Raw genomic sequence first — 20,199 nt, 5'->3', positions numbered from 1 at the left:
ATTTTATGGAAAATATTCAGAAAGTAAACTATCTTGATTTAATTGAACTTAGTAAAAAAATATCAAACCCTTTTTCAAGGGAGATATATATTGGAAAAATAAAAGAAGAGTTTGGAGATGGATTTACTATTTTTTATGACTTAGGAAATGGAATTGCGGTTTATGTTAGAAATTTCATTCCTAAAAAAGATATATTATTGATAGAAGAGTGTAATGTATCAGGTGGAAGTTTAATATTTAACCTATCTTCTAATATAAAATTTATATATAAAGATAAAAAAGAGTATATTCTAAAAAAGAACTCTTTTCTTTTAGGATTATCCTCAAATAAATTTTATGTTGAAGTTCCTTTAAAAAAAGATCTACCTTTGATAGAGTTTGCAATAGGAATAAAAGAGGAACTTTTTTTAAAACTTGCACATCCTATTGAAAATATTCAAGAATATATGAAAAAAGCTCATAAACAAAGCTACTACATTTTAAAAGATTTACAAATTGATACTTTACAGTTTGAACTATTTAGCCATTTTAAAAATGAGAAATCTTTTGAAGATATCTTAAATAGTATCTATTTAGAATCAAGAACTACAAATTTACTTCACTATACTATCGAGAAAATTGCAAAAACTTTAAATAAATCATTAGATAAAAATAGAATCTATAGCTTAGAAAGAGCAAAAGAGATAATTATGAAAGAGTATAATCAGAATTTATCAATAAAAGATATTGCCTATAAATCTGCAATAAACGAATGCTATTTAAAAAAAGATTTTAAAGAGTATTTTGGGATGACTATTTTAGAGATGATTCAAAAAAGGAGATTAGAAGTTGCAAAAGAGCTACTAAACAATAATTTCAATGTAAATGAAGTAGCTACAAAAGTAGGATATAAACACTCTGGACACTTTTCCAAACTCTTTTTTGACTACTTTAATATTAGCCCTAATTCATATAAAAAACAGTTTACTAACTATTAAATTATAAAAATTCCTTTTATTAGCTAATCTTTTCCTTTTTATGCTTTTTAAATATTGATAACAGAAATCATTTTATGTAATATTCCTTCAAAAAAGAGGAGAAAAAATGAAAAACATATCAATTAAGCTTTGTGCCATATTATTAACAAGCCAAACAATATACGCTCAAGAGATTACAAGATTAGAAGAGATTACTATTAGTGAACAAGCTTATTCTAAATATCAAAATGAAGCAAAACCAGAGTTAAATAGAACTCAAATCTCAAAAGAGGATACAGCAAAATCTATTCAAACTTTTAATAAAACTTTTATTGAAGATGCACAACTTCAAAACATTGAAGATATTATAGAAATGTCTTCAAATACAGTTTATACTGGAGATAATCATGGAAGAACAAATGAAATATCTATGAGAGGATTTGCAGGAGTTCCAATACTTTTTGATGGTTTAAAACTTACAAATAAGTTAGCTCATTCTGAAGTTTATAACCTTGAATCAGTTGAAGTTCTAAAAGGTCCTGATTCACTACAATATGGTCAATCAAGCCCTGGTGGATTAGTAAATTTAGTTACAAAAAAGCCTACAAAAGACTCTTTAGCAAAAATAGAGTTTGAAGTAACAGATAATCCATCATATAGCCCAAAACTTGATGTTGGGGGAGCATTAAATGAAAATAAATCTTTATATTTTAGACTATCTTCTGTTTTAAAATATGATGAAGGTTGGACAAATAGTAATACAGATATAAATAGAGTTTTTATAGCTCCTTCTTTAGCCTATGATATAAATGACAATAATGTTATAACTTTTGTAACTGAATATACAGATGAAAAAACTCCTTCAAGTTTTGGAACTTATGTCGATAATAATGGAAAACTTGTAACTGATATTAAAAACATTCTTTCAAGTCCTGATGAAGAGTTCAAAAAAACACAAAAAATTGCTGGATTTGATTTTGATACTATTTATGATACTTGGAACTCAAGCTTCAAATATAGATATATAGACTATGTTGGAGATAATGGAAATGTTCATATATCAACACTTGGTTACAATAAACCTACAAATAGCGTAAATAGATTTTATGCTTATCAAAAACAAGAGTTTCAAGAACATGCGTTACAATATACTTTAAATAAAGAAGTCGATATTTTTAATTTAAAAAATAGATTTACTATAGGAGCTGATTATAATAAATCTTACTCAAAACTAGATTTTTTTAGTGCAAGACCTCCTTTATATCCTCTATATTTATCAAATTTAGTATATGAACCTCTTACAAGTTTAAATGATCATCCTAATGCTATAAATATGTCTTCACCAAAAACAGATATAGAAAATTATGGAATATTTTTACAAGATAATATAAATATTACAGATGATTTAATTTTTAGTGCAGGTGTTAGATATGATGAAGTAAAACCTAAAAATAGTCAAAAAAGTGATGCAACAACTCCACAATTTGGTTTAGTTTATCATCTAACACCACAGACTACACTTTTTACAAATTACTCTGAATCTTTTACTCCAACTTCAAGACAAGATAAAGATGGGAAAATATTAAATCCAGAAAAGGGGAAAGGGTATGAATTTGGTGTAAAACAAAAACTATTTGACGATAGTTTTGATTTAACTACATCTTTATTTAAAATAGAAAAAGATAATGTTGCAGTACTCGATTTAGCTAACTCAGGAGGTACTTTTGTATATAAACAAAGTGGTATACAAACAAGTCAAGGATTTGAACTAGATTTAAATGGAGATATCACATCAAACTGGTCTATTATTGCCTCTTATGGATATGTAAATACAAAAGATAAAGATATTAATAATAATGAATTAAGAAATATCCCTCATCATACAGCAAATCTTTTTACAACTTATAAATTAACAGCTCTAAATCTTCCAGATTATTATATTGGTGGAGGAGCAAGATATATAGGAAGTAGATATGCAAATGATACAAATAGTATTGAACTTGACTCTGCACTTATTTATAATGCAACTATAGGATATAAAAAAGGAAATTGGAAAGCAAACTTAAGTGTTCAAAATCTAAGTAATGAAAAATATGTAGATGGAGCAATAAACAATGGAACAGCTGGTGGTTATGAATGGGCAAGAGTATATGTAGGAACTCCTAGAACTATTTTAGCATCTATTAGTTATACATTTTAAGAGTAATTATGATTAAAAAAGTTTATAAATATCTAGCAACTCCTGAACTTTCAGGAAAAATAGGTCTATTTAGAACATTAGTCGCCATTTTTGGTGGCTTATTTGTTGCATATTTAGGTATGACTCTATTAGCCTTTATACTACCAATGCAAATAAAACAATCTGCAATAATTTCAATTATGTTTAATACTTTTGCTTGGGGCTGTTGTGCTACTTGGATAGCACTATCTTATACCAAACTTGAAGCTTTATTAAAAGCTTTAATTCCTACTGTGATTTTTTCAATATCACTTTATATTTTATATTAAGGATAGATTATGAATGAATCAAGATTAAAACTATTTAAACAAAGACTTTTTAGCCTACATATAGCTTGTGGTGTTACTTTTTCTATTATTATGTATCTTGCCATCTTTTTTGGGCTATTTACAATATTTTTACCATATATACAAGCTTGGGAAAAACCATCACGCTACATACAAAAAGCTGATATTACAAAAATAGATTACAACTATATGGTTGAAGAAGTTTTAAAAAATCCAGATTTCCCAAAAGATAATATAATTATAAATTTACCAGGGCGTATTGGTGAGACAGCAGTTAATGTACAAAATAGATTTGTAAAACCTATAATATTTGACCCTTTTACAAATGAAAAACTAGAAGATGAAAGTAAAGATAGTACATACTTAGCTGAATTTTTAAATGAGCTACATTTTGGACAACCTTTAAAACTTATTGGAAGATTAGTTTTTGGATTTGTAGCAGTTGGAACTCTGTCTTTAATAGTTACTGGGTTAATTTTAATCTATCTATTTAAATTTAAATATAGAGCAAAAAATCAACAAGCCCTATTTTCAACAATACATATAAAAATTCTCACTTGGAGTTTCTTACCATTTTTACTTATAACTATAAGTGGTGCAGTTATGAATATAGGTCTAATATCAGCTCCACCTATGTCAAAAATGTTAACTCATGGTGAGGCAAAATCAATAGATGAACTTGTAGGAAGTGTACTTTTCCCTGCAAATAAACCTATAAAAAAGGAGAATATCTCTGCTTCTATGCTCTCTTTAAATGAGCTTTTAATAAAAGCCCAAGAGATAAATCCACAGCTAACTTTTAAACAAATAAAACTACTAAATTGGAATGATATAACAGCAAGAGTTGAATTTATAGGATATAACCCATACAAACCCTTTTTAAATGGCGGGATTTTTAATATCCCTTTTGTAGCACTAAATGCACATACAGGAGAACTACTTGAAAATAAAAAAGTTCTTGATAATACTATTCCAGTATTTATAGGAGAAACTCTATTTTTCCTACACTTTTTATTTGGTATAGATATTTTTTCAAGAACTATTGTAGCAATTATAATGGCACTTTGTGGAGTTGCTATTGGGTTTGGTATGATGCTATGGCTTGAAAAAAAAGCAAAAAAAGTGGAAGGAAAAATACCTTTTTATCACTGGATGGGAAAACTATCTTTAGCTTCTATGATAGGTGTTATTCCTGCAACTGCAACTTTATTTTTACTTCAATGGACTTTACCATTTGATTTAGAAGATAGAGTTTTATGGCAACAAGGGATTTTTTATAATGTTTGGTTATTTACCCTATTTTGGTCATATTATAGAATAAACTCTTTTCAAGCTAGTAAAGAGTTTTTATTTTTTGGTGGTGTTTTATTTATAATAACTGCCCTTTTACATTTTATAAAATTTAAAGTTTTTATCTCAAATATTTTAGGTGTTGATATAGCGTTAGCTCTATTTGGTTTATTATTGATTTTTATCTCTATAAAATTACCAAAAAATAGGAAAGATTTCATACTAACTAAAATTTTAAACAAAGGAAAAACAGATGAAAAAACTATTTAAAATAGTGCTTATATTTTTAACACCCTTATATATTTTTGCCCATGAATTAGTTGTAAATTTATATGATAATAAAGATGGAACTATGCAAATAGAGGGGAAATTTAATACAGGAGAGAGTGCTGCTGGAATTTTAGTAAAAATAAATACTATTCATTCAAATGAGACTATTTTCCAACAAAGATTGACTGAAGATAAATTAGTTGTAGATATACCCAAAATTGCTTATAAAGTTATCTTAGTAGATGAAGAAGATGGAGATTTTATCGAAAAAATTGGAATTGAACCTCCTCAAGGTTTTGAAAAAGTAGATTTAAAAGATACAAAACAAGAAAAAAAACAAGAAACTCCAAATAGAATGGGTATGAAACTCTCATCTAGTATGGCTGTAAATGTAACTATTATTTTAGGATTTATTCTACTTTTTGCAACAATTCTTATAAGTATAAGAAATACAAATAAGATTTTAAAAGAGATTCAAAAATAGGAAAATAATTTGATGTTTAATAAAGATGAACTTATAAAGAGTGTTTAAATTAATATGCTATTTATATAACTTTTTATATCATTTAAGAATGTTTATTAGAAAATTATTATTAATACTTTTTATTTGTTCAAATTTATTTGCTAAAGAAAAAATAACTTTATATCCCGACTGGTTAGAACAGTTTCAATTTGCAGGCTACTATATAGCTAAAGAGAAAGGTTTTTATGAAAGCTTTGATTTAGATGTAGAAATTAAGCCTTTTAATCAGGATATAAATATTGTAGATGAAGTTATAAATAATAGTGCAACTTATGGAATTGGAAAATCTTCTCTTATTTTAGATAAATACAATGATAAGAATATTATATTTATCTCTAGTATTTTTCAAGAATCACCCTTAATTTTAATTAGTCTAAAAGATAAAAATATAAACTCTATCTCTGATTTAAAAAATAAAAGAATTATGATTACAGATGATGCAAAACAAAGTGCTACAATCAAATCTATTTTAAATATTGATAAAGGTTTTGATATATCAAATGTAAAAATATTACCTCATTCTGGAGATATTAATGATTTAATAAATAATAAAACTGATGTTATGGCCTATTATTTATCAAATGAACCCTATACTTTAAGTAAGAAAGGTATAGATTTTAACTACTTCTCTACAAATTTCTTAAACTTCAACTTTTATGAAGGTATTATTTTTACCTCACAAAATGAAGTTTTGACAAATCCATATAGAGTTCAAAGCTTTGATAAAGCTTCATTAATGGGTTGGGAATATGCTTTTTCAAATATTGAAGAGAGTGCAAGAATTATTTTTGAAAAGTATAACAGCCAAAATAGAACATTAGATGAATTAATTTATGAAGGGAATGTCTTAAAAGAGTTAGCAAAATTTGATTCTGGTTTGTTAGGTGATATAAATCTTGATAGAATTGAAGATATTAAGAAATTTTACACTTATAGTGGTATCAACAAAAGCCTTAGCACTTTCAATTCAAAATCAATAATTTTCAATAAAGATTATCTAGTTTTAAATAATAATCAAAAAAACTACTTAAAAGATAATATATTTGCACTTTTATTAAAAGATTTAAATGCACCTTTCTCATTTAAAATAGGTAATGAATTTAAAGGATTTGAAGTAGATTTTTGGAATTTACTTTCTAATAAATTATCAAAATCTTTTAGTACAGAAGAGATTTTAAGTCATAATATTCCTAATATTTTCTCAAACTCAATAAAAGCAACTTTTGTCTATTCTTATGAAAAACCTATAAAAAAAGATAAAGTTTATACAAAACCAATAGCACAAATTCCTTTAGTTATTGCAACAAAAAATAATAAAAACTTCATTACAGATTTATCAACTTTTGAAAAGATAAAAATAGGAGTTTTAAGCTCCCTAAATATAAAAGGTAAACTTCTATCTTTATATCCCAAAATAGAATTTATTGAGTTTGAAGCAGATGATATAGCTTTAAAAGCTTTAAGTAAAGATATAATTTATGGATATATAAATAATGTTTATTCATTAAATTCAAGTATAAATAAAGGTCATCTTGATGATATAAAAATAAATTCCTCTTTAGATATATTTTTAAACTCTTATTTAGAGCTTGATATAAAAAATAAAGAGTTCAGAAATATTTTAGACTTAGGAATATCAAAAATAAAAAAAGATGAGATATCCACTGTTTTAAATGCTTATTCGCAAATCTTTTTTAAAGAAAATATAGATTATAAACAATTTTTACAAATCACTATTCCATTTTTAGTAATTATTGCTCTAATTTTATATTTAAATTATAGACTTAATAAAGAGATAAAATTAAGAGAAGCAACTCAAAAAGAGCTTCTTGCTCTTGCAACAAATGATACTCTAACAAATATCTTTAATAGAAGGAAAATAGAAGAGATTTGTGAACATCAAATAAAATTAGCCTCTAGATATAAGACACCTTTTTATATTATATTTTTTGATTTAAATGATTTTAAACCAATAAATGATAATTTTGGTCATCATGCGGGAGATGAAGTTTTAATAAAAGTAGCAAATACAATTTCAAATCATATAAGAAAATCTGATAGTTTTGGAAGATGGGGTGGAGATGAATTTTTAATAACTCTTCCTCAAACAAATATAAATCAAGCAAACTCTTTGGTAGATATTTTAGAAAATCATCTTTCAAATATAAGTTTTGATTTTGATAAAAATTTAAAAATCTCTTGTAGTTTTGGATGTTATGAATATAAAGATGGGGATTCTTTAGATGATATGATAAAAAAAGCTGATGAAATTATGTATGATTTTAAAATTATTTATAAAAACAAAGGATTAAATCTTTTGATTTAATCCTTTATTTATTCTTCATCACTTCCTGTGTTAAGAGGTTCAATAGAGGCTAAATAGTCTTTAAACCTTAAAGTACCTTTACTATCTTTTTTATAATCATCAACTAATGATACAATATAATCAACAACTTTGTTTGATGGAACTTTTACACCTATTTTTTGAGAAAGTCTACTATTTACTCCTTGTAAATTTCCACCTAAAAGTATCTCATACCCTTCAACTCTTTGCCCTTCATATCTCATCATACAACCAATTAATCCAATATCAGCAATATGCGGTTGCGAACAGCCATGAGTACAACCTGAAAAAGAGATAGCAACATCTTCATTAAAATCTTTAAGTCTATCTTCAAGTTCAACAACTATATTTTTTGCATACTCTTTAGTTTCAGTTATTCCAAATTTACAGAACTCTCTTCCTGTACATGATTGAAGTCTTGCTCTAAAAGCTGTTGGTTTATATGGATAACCTAAAGCTTCAAACTCATTTGCTAACTCTTGAACTACCTCATCTTTTACATCATAAACCACAAAATTTTGAGTAGCTGTAAGTGCTATTCCTCCTGCATTATATTTTTTACAAATTTCGTAAAACTTAACAAAATGTTCTCCAGGAACTCTTCCAGAATTTGTAGCAAAACCAACATATGAGAAACCTACTTCTTTTTGTTTATTTATCCCAAAGTGATTTCTATCTTCAAATGAGCTAATTTCTGGTTCAATTTCACCATCAAGAAGTTTGTAACCTAAGATTTTTTCAATCTCATCTACAAATTTTTCTATCCCCCAATCATTTAAAAGATGTCTTACTCTTGCTTTATTTCTACTATCTCTATTTCCATTATCTCTAAAAATTTCAGCACAAGCAACACTTACATCTAAAATCTGTTCTGCTTTTACATATTTTTTTGCTCTTGTTGCTATTTGTTTAGATTTTGATAATCCTCCACCAATAGTTAAGTCAAAAAGAACTTCTCCATTATCATCTTTAAAAGCTGTAAATGCAACATCTTGTATCTCATGATTTGCACAATGATGTCCACAACCACTTATTCCCATCTTAAATTTTCTTGGGAAATTACAAAATCTATCATCATTTTTATCAAAATAGGTATCAACGCTTTTTAAAAGCTCTTGTACATTATAAATCTCACTATTATCTAAACCACTAACAGGACAGGTCATAATAGGTCTTGGTCCATCACCTGATGCCATTCTTGAAGTTAAACCCACGCTATTTAATAAATCAAAAATAGCTGGAATATCTTTAATTAAAATATAGTGAAACTGTACATTTTGTCTAGTTGTAAAATCAACTAAACCTTTTGCATATTTTATTCCAATTTCACTCATAACTCTTAATTGTTCTAAATTCATTCTAGCATCAACTAATTTTATTCTTTTCATAAAATATTTTTTATCTTCAAGACCATCTTTATTTATATGTGGATACATACCATACCATTTTAAAAGCCCAATATATTCATCTTTCAAAGGGATTCCTTCAAGTGCTTCTTTATATAAATCATCAATTACTCTCAAAGGATTTCTAGATGCCTTTAAAAGTTCAAGTTCAGATAATTGTGCCATACTATTCCTTATTTACTTTTTTAAAATATTTTAGAATTATATCTTTAAATTTTTAAACATAGATTAAAATAATCCTGATTAACAAACTATAGATTATTAAATTTTTATAGATTTTTTTACTTTAAGTTTTATTTCAGAAAAAAAACAATTTTTTTGTTTATAATTGCAAACATAGAATAAAATTATCTTTATTCTACTAGATTTTTTAGGAGTATAATTTGGGTGCTTCATTTTTGAATGAGCCAAAAAGTATAGGTCTATTTTTAGATCTTTTAAAACAACTTATAAGAGTTCCTTCTGTTACAGGTGCTGAACACTCTTTTTTAATTTATATAAAAAGAGAGCTCGAAGAACTAGGTATACAAACAGAACATTATGATGGTTTACTTGTTGCTAAAGGCTCAAAACCACTTAGTGGTATGTTAAGTGCTCATATTGATAGACATGGTATAATTTGTACTGGTCCAAATGAGTTCCAATTTGCAGCTTTTTTAGCTAAAAATCGCTCTGATTTAAGAGGAAATTCCCTTTCTGAACAAACTTATCAACAAATTGCAAAAAGATATGTAAACCAAAATGTAATAGCTTATGAACCATATAATGGAAGCTATTTAGGAATGGGGAGGATAAAAGATGCCTTCATAAAAGAGGAGATAAACAATCTTATCTTTAGTATAGAAGGTTTAAATCATCTACTTCCTAGTACTCCTGTTGCTTTTATGGATAGACTTGTTCAAAAAGATGAACTAATCTCTGCTCAATTGGATAATGTTATTTCAGCTGCCATAATAATATTTTTATATCAAAATGGGTTTTCTGGAACAGCATTTTTTACAGCTCAAGAAGAGGCTGGAAAGAGCTGGAGATTTGTATATGAATGGTTTAGAAAAAATAGTATAACTACTGATAAACTAATAGTTTTAGATACAAGCCCTTATGAAAATAGAGAAGAAGCTGATAAACAACTAGTTGTTTTACGAAATAAAGATGCAAATGCAAAATTTAAATCTCCACTTTTAAAAGAGTTAAAAAAGCTTTGTAAAAAACATAAAATTACCTACTCTTGCAAAGATGAATTTATAGCTAAAAAAAATCATCTAAGAGTTGAGCAAGGTTTAAAACCTATAAGTATTGGTAGTACGGAACTTGGAAGAATTGTTATGGAATCAAATGGGTCTATTCAAGGAGCAACCTTACAAATACCAACAACAGGTTATCATACTGTTGAAGAGACTGCATCTATTAAATCAATAGAGGCAATTTTATTTATTCTTAGTAGTTTATACTTAGAAGAAAAGATTTAAGATTTTTAAAATTTAGAAGGATTTACAAAAATGAATTTGGCTATTATTTATGAATTAAGAGCCGCTGATGTAAAAGAGGAAGACATCGAGCTAATCATGGATAGAGTGAAAAATAGATTAAGTGAAGAGAATATTGATAAAGAGCTAGTAAAATTAGGTTATCCAAAAATTTTTACTGTTGATTATAGCGAGTATGATAACTACGATTATAATGATAACTACTCATCAAATAGTAAAGGAAACTTTAACGATTTAGACTAAAACCTTATATGTTTCAAGTTCATAAGCTCTTTGCTTATGAATTTAGCTACAATTTCAAAAAATTCAAAAAGAAAAGAAAATATGAATTTAATCAAACTACTAAATCAAAAAACTAATTTACCAATAAATATTATTGAAAATATTATAAAACTTCTTGAAGATGGTTGTACTATTCCATTTATTGCAAGATATAGAAAAGAGTTTACAAATGGTGCAACCGATAATGAACTTAGAATTTTTGAAGAAATTTATGAATACTCAAAAAAATTAATTTCACGAAAAGAGGAGATAAAGAATCTTCTAAAAGAGAAAAATTTTTTAAATGAAAAAATATCAAAAGATTTAGATGAAGCTATAACTTTACAAGCTTTAGAAGATATTTATGCACCTTTTAAAGAGAAAAAATCTTCAAGAACTACAAGTGCCATAGAAAATGGACTAGAACCTCTAGCAAATATAATACAAAGTATGAAATACTCTATTGAAGAGATAAATCAAAAAGCAAAACAATATTTAAATAATAATATAAAAACAGTAGAAGATGCTATAAATGGTGCAAAAGATATAATTGCACAAAGATATGCAGATGATTTTAAATCAAAAGAGATTTTACGAAACTCTATCCAAAATTGGGGATCTTTAGAAATAACACCTACAAAAGATTTTGATAAAAATGGACTTTATGTAAACTTTGCAAATATTAATGAAAAGATAAAATATATAAAATCACATAGAGTTTTAGCAATTTTAAGAGCTGTAAATGAGAAACAACTAAATATAAAAGTTGAAATAGATGAAAACTATATTTTAGAGAATATAAAAAAATATAAAATTCCTGAAAATGCTTCTACCTCAAAAGAGTTAGTTTTTGATAGCTATAAAGATGGTCTAAAAAGGCTTCTATTACCAAGTTTAAAAAGAGAAGCTATAACAAACTTAAAAGAGAAAGCTTCAAAAGAGGCAATTGAACTTTTTGGTAAGAATCTAAAAGAGTTACTTCAAACAGCACCACTTGTAAACCAAATAATACTTGGTATTGACCCAGGATATAAAACTGGTTGTAAATTAGCTGTAATTGATGAAAATGGGCTTTTTTTGACTAGTGCAGTTATATATCCTACAAAACCAAAAGAGGATTTTATAAATTCATCAAAAGTAGTTTTAGATTTAATCAAAAAATATAAAATCACCGCTATAGCTATTGGAAATGGAACAGCAAGTAGAGAAACAGCAAATTTTATAGATATCCTATTAAAAAATGAAAATTTAGATGTGAAATATGCAATAGTTAGTGAAATAGGAGCAAGTGTTTATTCCGCTTCAAAAATAGCCTCTTTAGAGTATCCAAATCTTGATGTAACTATTCGTGGAGCAATCTCTATTGCACAAAGACTTCGTGATCCAATGGCAGCACTAGTAAAAATAGACCCAAAATCTTTAGGAATTGGTCAATATCAACACGATGTAAACCCAAAAGAGCTAAGCCAAAAGATAGAAAATATTACAATTGATTTGGTAAATAAAGTTGGGGTTGATTTAAACTCTGCTTCATATAAACTTCTTTCATTTATCTCTGGAATTAGTGAAAAACTAGCACAAAATATTGTAGAGCATAGAGAAAAGATTAAAAAATTTAGCACAAAAAGTGAGCTTTTAAAAGTAAAAGGAATAGGAGCAAAATCTTATGAACAAAGTGTAGGATTTTTACGAATAAAAGATGGATTATCGATACTAGATAATACAGCAATTCATCCTGAAGATTATGAACTTACTTCAAAATTACAAAAAAATTATGATATAGAAAAAATTACTGATTTTGAAAAAACCGCAAATGAATTAAATACAACAGTTTTTAAAATAAAAGATATAGTAAATGAACTTACAAAAGTGGGCTTTGATGTAAGAATGGATTTTAATCAAGTAAAATTTGCAAATGATATTTTAGATATAAATGACCTAAAAGAGGGATTTATTTTAAATGGAATTGTAAGAAATATCACAGATTTTGGAGCTTTTGTAGATATTGGTCTAAAAAATGATGTCCTACTTCATATTTCACAAATCAGTCAAAAAAGAGTAAATCACCCTAGTGAAGTTTTAAGTATAAATCAGAATTTAGAGAATCTAAAAGTTATAAGTGTGGATTTAGAAAAACAAAGAGTTGGAGTAAGTTTAAACAAATAAATAAACAATTAAAAATAAGTTTTTATCAACAAAATTTTTCATAGAGAATATAAAACTAGAGAAAATCCCTAGTTCTTAAAATAACAATATTTACTTTAAAGAAAATATTTCTTTGTAACAAAAATTTTATTTAATAAGAAAGTTCAATATTTTTATCTTTTACTTACAAACTAGAAAAAATTCTAGTTTTTATATGCTATTACATCTACCTCAACTAATACATTTTTTGGTAAAGTTTTTACTGCTACTGTACTTCTTGCAGGTGCAGTTTCTACTTTAAAATATTGTCCATAGATTTCATTGAAAGCTACAAAGTTATCCATATCTGATAAATAACAAGTTGTTTTTAAAACATTTTCAAAAGAACTTCCGGCTTCTTCTAAAACAGCTTTTAGATTTTCCATAACTTGTTTTGTTTGCTCTTGAACTCCACCACTTACTATATCCATAGTTTTTGGGTCAAGTGCGATTTGTCCTGAAGTAAATACTAACTTTTCAAAAGTTGTTGCTTGATTATATGGTCCAATTGCACTAGGAGCATCTTGTGTACTTACAATTTGTTTCATTTTATATCCTTTATATTTTTTGATTTTGTATTATATTTAGTTTTTACTTGGATTTAGAAATTTGATTTAAAAGAGCCTTAAGAAGGCTCTTCTTTAAGATTTTTAGCTATTTTTTACTATTCTTACAGCTTCAACAAGATTTTTTAAGCTCTCTTTTACTTCTGGCCATTTTCTAGTTTTTAAACCACAATCTGGATTTATCCATAGTTGCTCTTTTGGTAAAACTTCAATTAAAGCTTTAATTTGAGCTACCATCTCATCAACACTTGGAACTCTTGGACTATGAATATCATAAATTCCAGGTCCTATTTCTTGTTTATACGCTACTTCTTTAAATATTCTTAAAAGTCTATTTCCACTTCTTGCAGTCTCAATAGAGATAACATCAGCATCCATAGCTTCAATAGTTTTAATAATATCATTAAATTCACTATAACACATATGAGTATGAATTTGAGTATCAGCTTTTGCACAACTAACACTAAGTCTAAAGTTTTCAACTGCCCAGTTTTCATAAGCTTTGATATTCTCTTTTCTTAAAGGATAACCCTCTTTAAATGCAGCTTCATCAACTTGAATCATTTTAATTCCAGCATTTTGTAAATCATCTACCTCTTTATTTATACCTAAAGCTATCTGTTTTGTAACTTCATTTCTAGGGATATCATCTCTTACAAATGACCAATTAAGAATAGTTACAGGTCCTGTTAGCATCCCTTTCATAACTTTTTTTGTTTTACTTTGAGCATATTTTATCCACTCAACAGTCATAGGATTTGGTCTTGAAACATCTCCATAAATTAAAGGTGGTTTTACACATCTACTTCCATAAGATTGTACCCACGCATTTTGAGTAAAGGCAAAACCGTTCATTAGCTCACCAAAATATTCAACCATATCATTTCTTTCTGGCTCTCCGTGAACTAAAACATCAAGACCAATTTCATCTTGGAATGCTACACAATCATCAATATATTTTTTAATCTCTGCTTCATACTCTTCTTTTGAAATAGTATTTGCTTTATATTTTTTTCTATTCTCTCTAATTTCAGGAGTTTGAGGGAATGACCCAATAGTAGTAGTTGCAAGAGCTTCATATTTAAAGAATTCTCTTTGAACTTTTATTCTATCTTGAAATTTATCAGCTCTTTCAAAAACTTTTAAATTTTTTATCTCATCTTGAACCGCACTATTATGGATTTTTGTAGATACTTTTCTCTCTTTATTCTCTTTTGCATTTTTCTCAATATTTGCAATATCTTCTAAAGATAATTTTAATCCAAAAAACTGTTTAGATACAAGTGATAACTCTTTTAATTTTTCTACTGCAAATGCTAACCATGATTTTATTTCTGAATCTAGTTTTTCTTCATAATTTAATGTAAATGGTACATGTAAAAGAGAACAAGAAGTTCCCACAATGATATTTTCTTTTGGAACTACTTTTGTTATTTCATTTAAAAGATTTATTTTATCTTCAAAATTACTTTTCCAAATATTTCTTCCATCAATAACTCCAGCAATTAAAACTTTATTTGAATTTTTAATAAATTCTAATGCTTCAAGGTTTTTAGCTCCATAAATAAAATCTAATCCTAATGCCCAAATTGGAGTATTTACTAAGATTTTTGTTGCTTCATTAGAGTGTTCAAAATATGTTGTAACAACTATTTTAATATTTGGAGCAACAGAAGTTAAAGCATCATAAACTGGTTTTAATAAAGATAGAACTTTTGTATCTAAATCTTTTACAAATAGTGGCTCTGTAAACTCTACAACTACTTCATCATCTAATTTAGAAATTTCTAATAATAGCTCCTTATAAACTTCAACTACATTAGAAATATGTGCAAAAACATCACTATTATCTACACTTTTTGATAAACCTAAATATGTAATTGCTCCAATTAAATTAATTTTTGTATTTATCTCTAACTCTTTTGCCTCTTTATACTCTTCTATTACTTTTTTAGAGTTTAGTGCAAATTTTGTATCTTTTGAAATTTCTGGAACAATATAATGATAGTTTGTATTAAACCATTTTGTCATCTCCATAGCAACACAATCTTGATTTCCTCTTGCCATTGCAAAATATAACTCTTCATCTTTTAAGTTTTTAAATCTTTGTGGAATTGCACCTAAAAGAATAGTAGTATCTAGCATATTGTCATAATATGAGAAATCATTTGAAGCTATAAAATCTATTTTTGCTTCTTTTTGATAAGTCCAATGTCTTTTTCTTAAATTTTCTGCAACAAATTTTACTTCACTAAAATCAACTTTTTTTGCCCAAAAATCTTCTAAAACTTTTTTTAACTCTCTTTTTTCACCAATTCGTGGAAAACCTATAACATAATTTTTTTTCATTTTAATATCCTTATTAATATTAATAAATTTAATTCTCTATAAAAAATATAGATAACAAAGTTTAAGTAACTATATCATTTCTTTTAATTGATATGAAATTAAAATGTTAATAAGGGAGGGTGAACGCCAGTTCTTCTAAAAGCAAAGAATGTACAATAGAATGGACATCTAGGAATATATTTAAAAAGTCTAACAGCAAGTGCTGCTTTTCTTCTAAAAAAACAGTCGCAATGACAAGGTTTACCATTTTGAATAAAACAAGATTGTAAAATTTGTGATAAGGTTGGAGGTGGTTCTTCTATATCTTCATCATTTTGTGAAGATATTTGTAATTTATTAATTAAATGGTTTTTACAAGATATACTAATACTGTGTAGAGTTATAGCTACACTATATGCTTGAATAGATGACAATGTAAAATATTTTTTGCCAAAACCATTTAATATTTTCAATTAAGAAACCTTTTATTTATATATTATAATGAGAAGTCTAAATGATTAATGCTTAATTATAAATAAAAGTAAATATGATATTATTCTAATTAAAAAAAGAGCGGATTTTAAGATTGAAATTTACATTTGTAACACTTTTCCCTAATTTAATAGAACCTTATTTTAAAGACTCTATATTAAAAAGAGCATATGAGTCAAATCTTATATCTTATGAATTTTATAATCCACGAGATTTTACAACTAATAAACATAAAAAAGTAGATGAGTCAATGATTGGTGGTGGAGCAGGAATGCTTCTATTTTGCCAACCACTTTTTGATTGTTTAGATGAGATTAAAAGAAAAAATGAAGATGCTTATATTGTTTTTCCTTTAGCTGCAGCCAAACCTTTTCGTCAAAATGATGCAAAAAGACTTGCAAATAAAAAAAATATTGTTTTTGTAAGTGGAAGATATGAAGGAATCGATGAAAGAGTTATTGAAAAATATGCTAATGAAGTTTTTAGTATTGGAGAGTATATTTTAACTGGTGGAGAGTTACCATCACTTGTTATGGCAGATTCAATCTCAAGAAATGTAGAAAAAGTTTTAGGAAATGAAGCTTCCCTGGAAATGGAAAGCTATGAAAATAATCTTTTAGAAGCTCCAGCTTTTACAAAACCTGAAAAATTCCAAAATTTAAGTGTCATTAAAGAATATTTAAAGGGAAACCATAGTAAAATTTGCGACTTAAAATTCCAGATGTCAATTTGCAAGACAAAATATTATAGACCGAATAAGGAAAGAAGATGAAAAATAGATATATAGCAAGCTTTGAAGCAGCACAAATTGCTTCTAAAGAAGTTCCAGCTTTTAGAGCAGGAGATACAGTAAGACTTGGTGTTGAGATTAAAGAAGGTGAGAAAAAAAGAGTTCAAACTTTCGAAGGTGTTGTTATTGGAAGAAGCGGAAATGGTGTTGATGCTACTTTTACAATTAGAAAACTTGGAGCAAATAGTGTTGGTGTTGAGAGAATTTTCCCACTATACTGTGAATCTTTAAAATCTTTTGAAGTAATTAGAAGAGGAAGAGTAAGAAGAGCTAAACTTAACTATTTAAGAGAGTTAAAAGGTAAAGCTGCAAGAATTAAAGAGTTAAAAAGATAATTAAGGCTTTTGCCTTAATTTATTAATTTTTAAACTCCTAACTTCTACAAATATTTAAAATAGTCTCATTTTTACACTACTACCTAATTTAAAGGAAAAAATTGTTATCAGAAATAATTAACTTTATTGTTCAAACTGTTGGAGATTTAGGTTATATTGGAATTTTTATAATGATGTTTATTGAAAGCTCATTTATTATTCCTTTTCCATCTGAAGTTGTGATGATACCAGCAGGATATTTAGTATATAAAGGTGAAATGAGTATGCTTTTAGTAGTAATATCAGGGATTTTAGGTTCACTTGCAGGGGCTTTATTTAACTACTATTTAGCAATTAAATTAGGAAGAAAACTTTTAATAAAATATGGTAATTATATTTTTATAAAAGAGGAAACTTTAGAAAAAATAGAAAAATTCTTTAAAGAGCATGGACATATTTCTACTTTTTTTGGAAGATTAGTTCCTGTTATAAGACAATATATCTCACTTCCAGCTGGGTTAGCACGAATGAACTTAGCAAAATTTATTTTATATACAACTTTAGGTTCAGGAATTTGGATGATAGTTTTAGCATATTTAGGTTATTTTTTAGGAAATAATGAAGAACTATTAAAAGATTATTTACACCAAATTATAATAGCAATTTTAGTTGCAATAGTTATTTTTAGTTATATCTATTATAAAATTTATAAAAATAAGAGAAGAGATGCTAAGAAAAATATTTGATTTTTTCTTAATTATTTTAATTTCTATTTATATTATATTTGAAGAACTTATTTGGGAAAAAATCTCAAAACCAATAATCAATAAAATCTTAAAATTAAATCTCTTTTTAAATCTAGTTTCAAAAATAGAAAGTTTAAATTCATATATTATTTTAAGCATATTTTTAATCTTTTTTACAATAGTTGAACTTTTGGGAGTTTATGCTGCTATTATTTTTGTTCAAGGGAAAGTTATAAGTGCTATTTTTATATATCTTTTAAAAATTCCTTTAGCCATCCTCATTTTATGGTTCTTTGATATCACAAAACCAAAACTTTTAAAATTTCGTTGGTTTGAAATAGTTTATGATAATTTAATCTATTTAAAAAATAAAATTCAACACTCAAAAATTTATCTTATGATTTATGAAAAAATAGATAATATAAAAGAGTATATAAACTCAAAGTTTGATTTTTCAAAACACTCTATAAAAAATAGAGTGATTGAACTTTATCAAAAACTAAAAAAGAAATTTCAAAAATAAGAAACAGACTTATAAACAACTTTTTATAAGTTTAATCCCTTTTTCTATCTGTTCAAAGCTTGAATGTGTATAGTTAAATCTTATCTCACTATTTGGAATTTTATCTATATAAAACTGATTTCCTGGAACATAAACAACCTTTTTCTTTAAACACTTTTCTATAAGAGCAAAAGTATCTATCTTATCTTTAAAACTTCCATATAAAAACATCCCACCTTTTGGTTTTTGGTGTTTGAATTCAGGTATTATAAGATTTAATTGTTCTGAAAAATAGTCTGCTTTTACTTTATAATCATCTCTTATTGATTGTAGATGTTTCTCATATTTTGCTTCATCTTTTAAATACTCAGCCAAAATATATTGTACAAAACCACTAGAGTGTAAATCAATACTCTCTTTTATAATCATCAATGATTTTATCTTTTGTTCATCAGCTCTTATCCAACCAATTCTATAACTTGGTACTAAAGTTTTTGAAAAACTTCCTAAATGAAAAGAGTTTTTTGGTAATTTAGCACTAATATATGCCATTTTTTTCTCAAAGAATAACTCACTATAAGGGCTATCTTCTATTAAAACACCATCATATTTCTCTACTATTTTTGATATTTCTTCTCTTTTTTCTTCACTATAAGTTGTAGCACTTGGATTTTGAAAATCTGGAATTAAATAGGCTAATTTACTATTTTTAAAACTTTTCTCAAACCCTTCTATATTTATTCCATCATCTTCTAGTTTTACACCATCCATTTTTAGATTATTTAATCTAAAAATATTCATAGCTCCTAAATACGATGGTTCTTCAATAGTTATCTCTTTATTTTCAAAAAACTTAGCCAAAATATACATAGCTTGTTGGCTTCCTGTTGTAATTAAAATATTATCTTTTGTTGTAGGAAATCCCTCTTTTGTATATCTTTTGGCAATTTGTTCTCTTAATTCATTGATTCCATTACTAATTGTATATTGATAAACTTTTGGATTGTCCAATATTTTTAATGTTGCATTTCTTAAATCTTGTATTGGAAATAGATTTGAATTTGGAAGTCCACCCGCAAATGAGATAGTCTCTTCATCTATTGATTCAAGAATTTCTCTTATAAATGATCGTTTCATTTTAAGATTCCTTAATTTTTTTAAAATATTACATCAAAATAGCTATTAATACTTTACATAAAATGCTCTCATTATTA

General features: G+C 26.4%; 18 protein-coding genes. 13 read left to right on the top strand and 5 right to left on the bottom strand.

Annotated elements, in window-relative coordinates; translation table 11 throughout:
* Positions 1-5 precede the first annotated feature (5 nt).
* From AFAEC_RS01440 to AFAEC_RS01415, 6 genes are all read left to right on the top strand, one after another.
* Positions 6-977, top strand: coding sequence for a helix-turn-helix domain-containing protein (locus AFAEC_RS01440; protein ID WP_026806597.1), 972 nt, complete (start codon positions 6-8; stop codon positions 975-977).
* Positions 978-1,083: 106 nt separating this feature from the next.
* A complete protein-coding gene (locus AFAEC_RS01435; protein ID WP_034216712.1) occupies positions 1,084-3,156 on the top strand; it encodes a TonB-dependent siderophore receptor in 2,073 nt (690 codons plus the stop codon).
* Between the two features lie 8 nt (positions 3,157-3,164).
* Entirely contained in the window at positions 3,165-3,464 is a 300-nt protein-coding gene (locus AFAEC_RS01430) for a hypothetical protein (protein ID WP_034216713.1), read from the top strand.
* Positions 3,465-3,473: 9 nt separating this feature from the next.
* The gene (locus tag AFAEC_RS01425; RefSeq protein WP_026806600.1) at positions 3,474-5,042 is read left to right on the top strand and encodes a PepSY-associated TM helix domain-containing protein; all 1,569 of its coding nucleotides are present in this window, start codon (positions 3,474-3,476) and stop codon (positions 5,040-5,042) included.
* Complete coding sequence (locus tag AFAEC_RS01420; RefSeq protein WP_026806601.1) at positions 5,026-5,526, top strand: hypothetical protein; 501 nt, start codon at positions 5,026-5,028, stop codon at positions 5,524-5,526. Before AFAEC_RS01425 ends, AFAEC_RS01420 begins: the two co-directional genes overlap by 17 nt.
* Before the next feature lie 88 nt (positions 5,527-5,614).
* The gene (locus tag AFAEC_RS01415) at positions 5,615-7,891 is read left to right on the top strand and encodes a diguanylate cyclase domain-containing protein (protein ID WP_026806602.1); all 2,277 of its coding nucleotides are present in this window, start codon (positions 5,615-5,617) and stop codon (positions 7,889-7,891) included.
* Between the two features lie 8 nt (positions 7,892-7,899).
* On the opposite strand, the gene AFAEC_RS01410 is transcribed toward AFAEC_RS01415, so the two are convergent.
* Positions 7,900-9,480, bottom strand: coding sequence for a nitrite/sulfite reductase (locus AFAEC_RS01410; protein ID WP_026806603.1), 1,581 nt, complete (start codon positions 9,478-9,480; stop codon positions 7,900-7,902).
* Positions 9,481-9,698: 218 nt separating this feature from the next.
* Here AFAEC_RS01410 and AFAEC_RS01405 point away from each other — a divergent pair, with 218 nt between their 5' ends.
* Genes AFAEC_RS01405 through AFAEC_RS01395 form a run of 3 tightly spaced genes read left to right on the top strand, consistent with a single transcriptional unit; the run spans position 9,699 to position 13,229 of the window.
* On the top strand, positions 9,699-10,784 hold the full coding sequence (locus AFAEC_RS01405; RefSeq protein ID WP_034216716.1) for a zinc-binding metallopeptidase family protein: 1,086 nt from the start codon (positions 9,699-9,701) through the stop codon (positions 10,782-10,784).
* Between the two features lie 30 nt (positions 10,785-10,814).
* Positions 10,815-11,045, top strand: coding sequence for a hypothetical protein (locus AFAEC_RS01400; RefSeq protein ID WP_026806605.1), 231 nt, complete (start codon positions 10,815-10,817; stop codon positions 11,043-11,045).
* Between the two features lie 36 nt (positions 11,046-11,081).
* On the top strand, positions 11,082-13,229 hold the full coding sequence (locus AFAEC_RS01395) for a helix-hairpin-helix domain-containing protein (protein ID WP_225442387.1): 2,148 nt from the start codon (positions 11,082-11,084) through the stop codon (positions 13,227-13,229).
* A 182-nt stretch (positions 13,230-13,411) separates the two neighbouring features.
* Here the strand turns inward: AFAEC_RS01395 and AFAEC_RS01390 are convergent, their stop codons facing one another.
* The 3 genes from AFAEC_RS01390 to AFAEC_RS01380 all read right to left on the bottom strand — a co-directional run bounded on the left by AFAEC_RS01390 (position 13,412) and on the right by AFAEC_RS01380 (position 16,614).
* Entirely contained in the window at positions 13,412-13,795 is a 384-nt protein-coding gene (locus AFAEC_RS01390; protein WP_026806607.1) for a RidA family protein, read from the bottom strand.
* A gap of 102 nt (positions 13,796-13,897) precedes the next feature.
* A complete protein-coding gene (metE, locus tag AFAEC_RS01385; RefSeq protein ID WP_026806608.1) occupies positions 13,898-16,162 on the bottom strand; it encodes a 5-methyltetrahydropteroyltriglutamate--homocysteine S-methyltransferase in 2,265 nt (754 codons plus the stop codon).
* Positions 16,163-16,260: 98 nt separating this feature from the next.
* Positions 16,261-16,614, bottom strand: coding sequence for a hypothetical protein (locus AFAEC_RS01380; protein ID WP_026806609.1), 354 nt, complete (start codon positions 16,612-16,614; stop codon positions 16,261-16,263).
* Positions 16,615-16,727: 113 nt separating this feature from the next.
* Here AFAEC_RS01380 and trmD point away from each other — a divergent pair, with 113 nt between their 5' ends.
* The 4 genes from trmD (at position 16,728) to AFAEC_RS01360 (ending at position 19,006) form a co-directional block, all read left to right on the top strand.
* A complete protein-coding gene (gene trmD, locus AFAEC_RS01375) occupies positions 16,728-17,405 on the top strand; it encodes a tRNA (guanosine(37)-N1)-methyltransferase TrmD (RefSeq protein WP_026806610.1) in 678 nt (225 codons plus the stop codon).
* The gene (rplS, locus tag AFAEC_RS01370) at positions 17,402-17,758 is read left to right on the top strand and encodes a 50S ribosomal protein L19 (RefSeq protein WP_026806611.1); all 357 of its coding nucleotides are present in this window, start codon (positions 17,402-17,404) and stop codon (positions 17,756-17,758) included. Before trmD ends, rplS begins: the two co-directional genes overlap by 4 nt.
* Positions 17,759-17,859: 101 nt before the next feature.
* Positions 17,860-18,483: a DedA family protein gene (locus tag AFAEC_RS01365; RefSeq protein WP_026806612.1), complete on the top strand. Its 624-nt coding sequence runs from the start codon at positions 17,860-17,862 to the stop codon at positions 18,481-18,483.
* Complete coding sequence (locus AFAEC_RS01360; RefSeq protein WP_026806613.1) at positions 18,464-19,006, top strand: hypothetical protein; 543 nt, start codon at positions 18,464-18,466, stop codon at positions 19,004-19,006. Before AFAEC_RS01365 ends, AFAEC_RS01360 begins: the two co-directional genes overlap by 20 nt.
* 9 nt (positions 19,007-19,015) lie before the next feature.
* Here the strand turns inward: AFAEC_RS01360 and AFAEC_RS01355 are convergent, their stop codons facing one another.
* Entirely contained in the window at positions 19,016-20,122 is a 1,107-nt protein-coding gene (locus tag AFAEC_RS01355) for an aminotransferase-like domain-containing protein (RefSeq protein WP_026806614.1), read from the bottom strand.
* Between the last annotated feature and the right edge of the window lie 77 nt (positions 20,123-20,199).

The organism is Aliarcobacter faecis (genome assembly GCF_013201705.1).
GTDB classification, from domain to species: domain Bacteria; phylum Campylobacterota; class Campylobacteria; order Campylobacterales; family Arcobacteraceae; genus Aliarcobacter; species Aliarcobacter faecis.
The sequence above is the reverse complement of the archived record's forward strand: the minus strand, read 5'-3'. Positions and strand labels throughout refer to the sequence as shown.

Excerpts from the sequence above, each read along its gene's own strand:
- rplS (WP_026806611.1), top strand. The coding sequence starts at position 17,402 with ATGAAAAATAGATATATAGCAAGCTTTGAAGCAGCACAAATTGCTTCT.
- AFAEC_RS01425 (WP_026806600.1), top strand. The coding sequence starts at position 3,474 with ATGAATGAATCAAGATTAAAACTATTTAAACAAAGACTTTTTAGCCTA.
- AFAEC_RS01390 (WP_026806607.1), bottom strand. The coding sequence starts at position 13,795 with ATGAAACAAATTGTAAGTACACAAGATGCTCCTAGTGCAATTGGACCA.
- AFAEC_RS01355 (WP_026806614.1), bottom strand. The coding sequence starts at position 20,122 with ATGAAACGATCATTTATAAGAGAAATTCTTGAATCAATAGATGAAGAG.
- AFAEC_RS01410 (WP_026806603.1), bottom strand. The coding sequence starts at position 9,480 with ATGGCACAATTATCTGAACTTGAACTTTTAAAGGCATCTAGAAATCCT.
- AFAEC_RS01360 (WP_026806613.1), top strand. The coding sequence starts at position 18,464 with ATGCTAAGAAAAATATTTGATTTTTTCTTAATTATTTTAATTTCTATT.
- AFAEC_RS01430 (WP_034216713.1), top strand. The coding sequence starts at position 3,165 with ATGATTAAAAAAGTTTATAAATATCTAGCAACTCCTGAACTTTCAGGA.
- AFAEC_RS01440 (WP_026806597.1), top strand. The coding sequence starts at position 6 with ATGGAAAATATTCAGAAAGTAAACTATCTTGATTTAATTGAACTTAGT.
- AFAEC_RS01395 (WP_225442387.1), top strand. The coding sequence starts at position 11,082 with ATGAATTTAGCTACAATTTCAAAAAATTCAAAAAGAAAAGAAAATATG.
- AFAEC_RS01435 (WP_034216712.1), top strand. The coding sequence starts at position 1,084 with ATGAAAAACATATCAATTAAGCTTTGTGCCATATTATTAACAAGCCAA.
- metE (WP_026806608.1), bottom strand. The coding sequence starts at position 16,162 with ATGAAAAAAAATTATGTTATAGGTTTTCCACGAATTGGTGAAAAAAGA.
- AFAEC_RS01420 (WP_026806601.1), top strand. The coding sequence starts at position 5,026 with ATGAAAAAACTATTTAAAATAGTGCTTATATTTTTAACACCCTTATAT.
- AFAEC_RS01415 (WP_026806602.1), top strand. The coding sequence starts at position 5,615 with ATGTTTATTAGAAAATTATTATTAATACTTTTTATTTGTTCAAATTTA.
- AFAEC_RS01400 (WP_026806605.1), top strand. The coding sequence starts at position 10,815 with ATGAATTTGGCTATTATTTATGAATTAAGAGCCGCTGATGTAAAAGAG.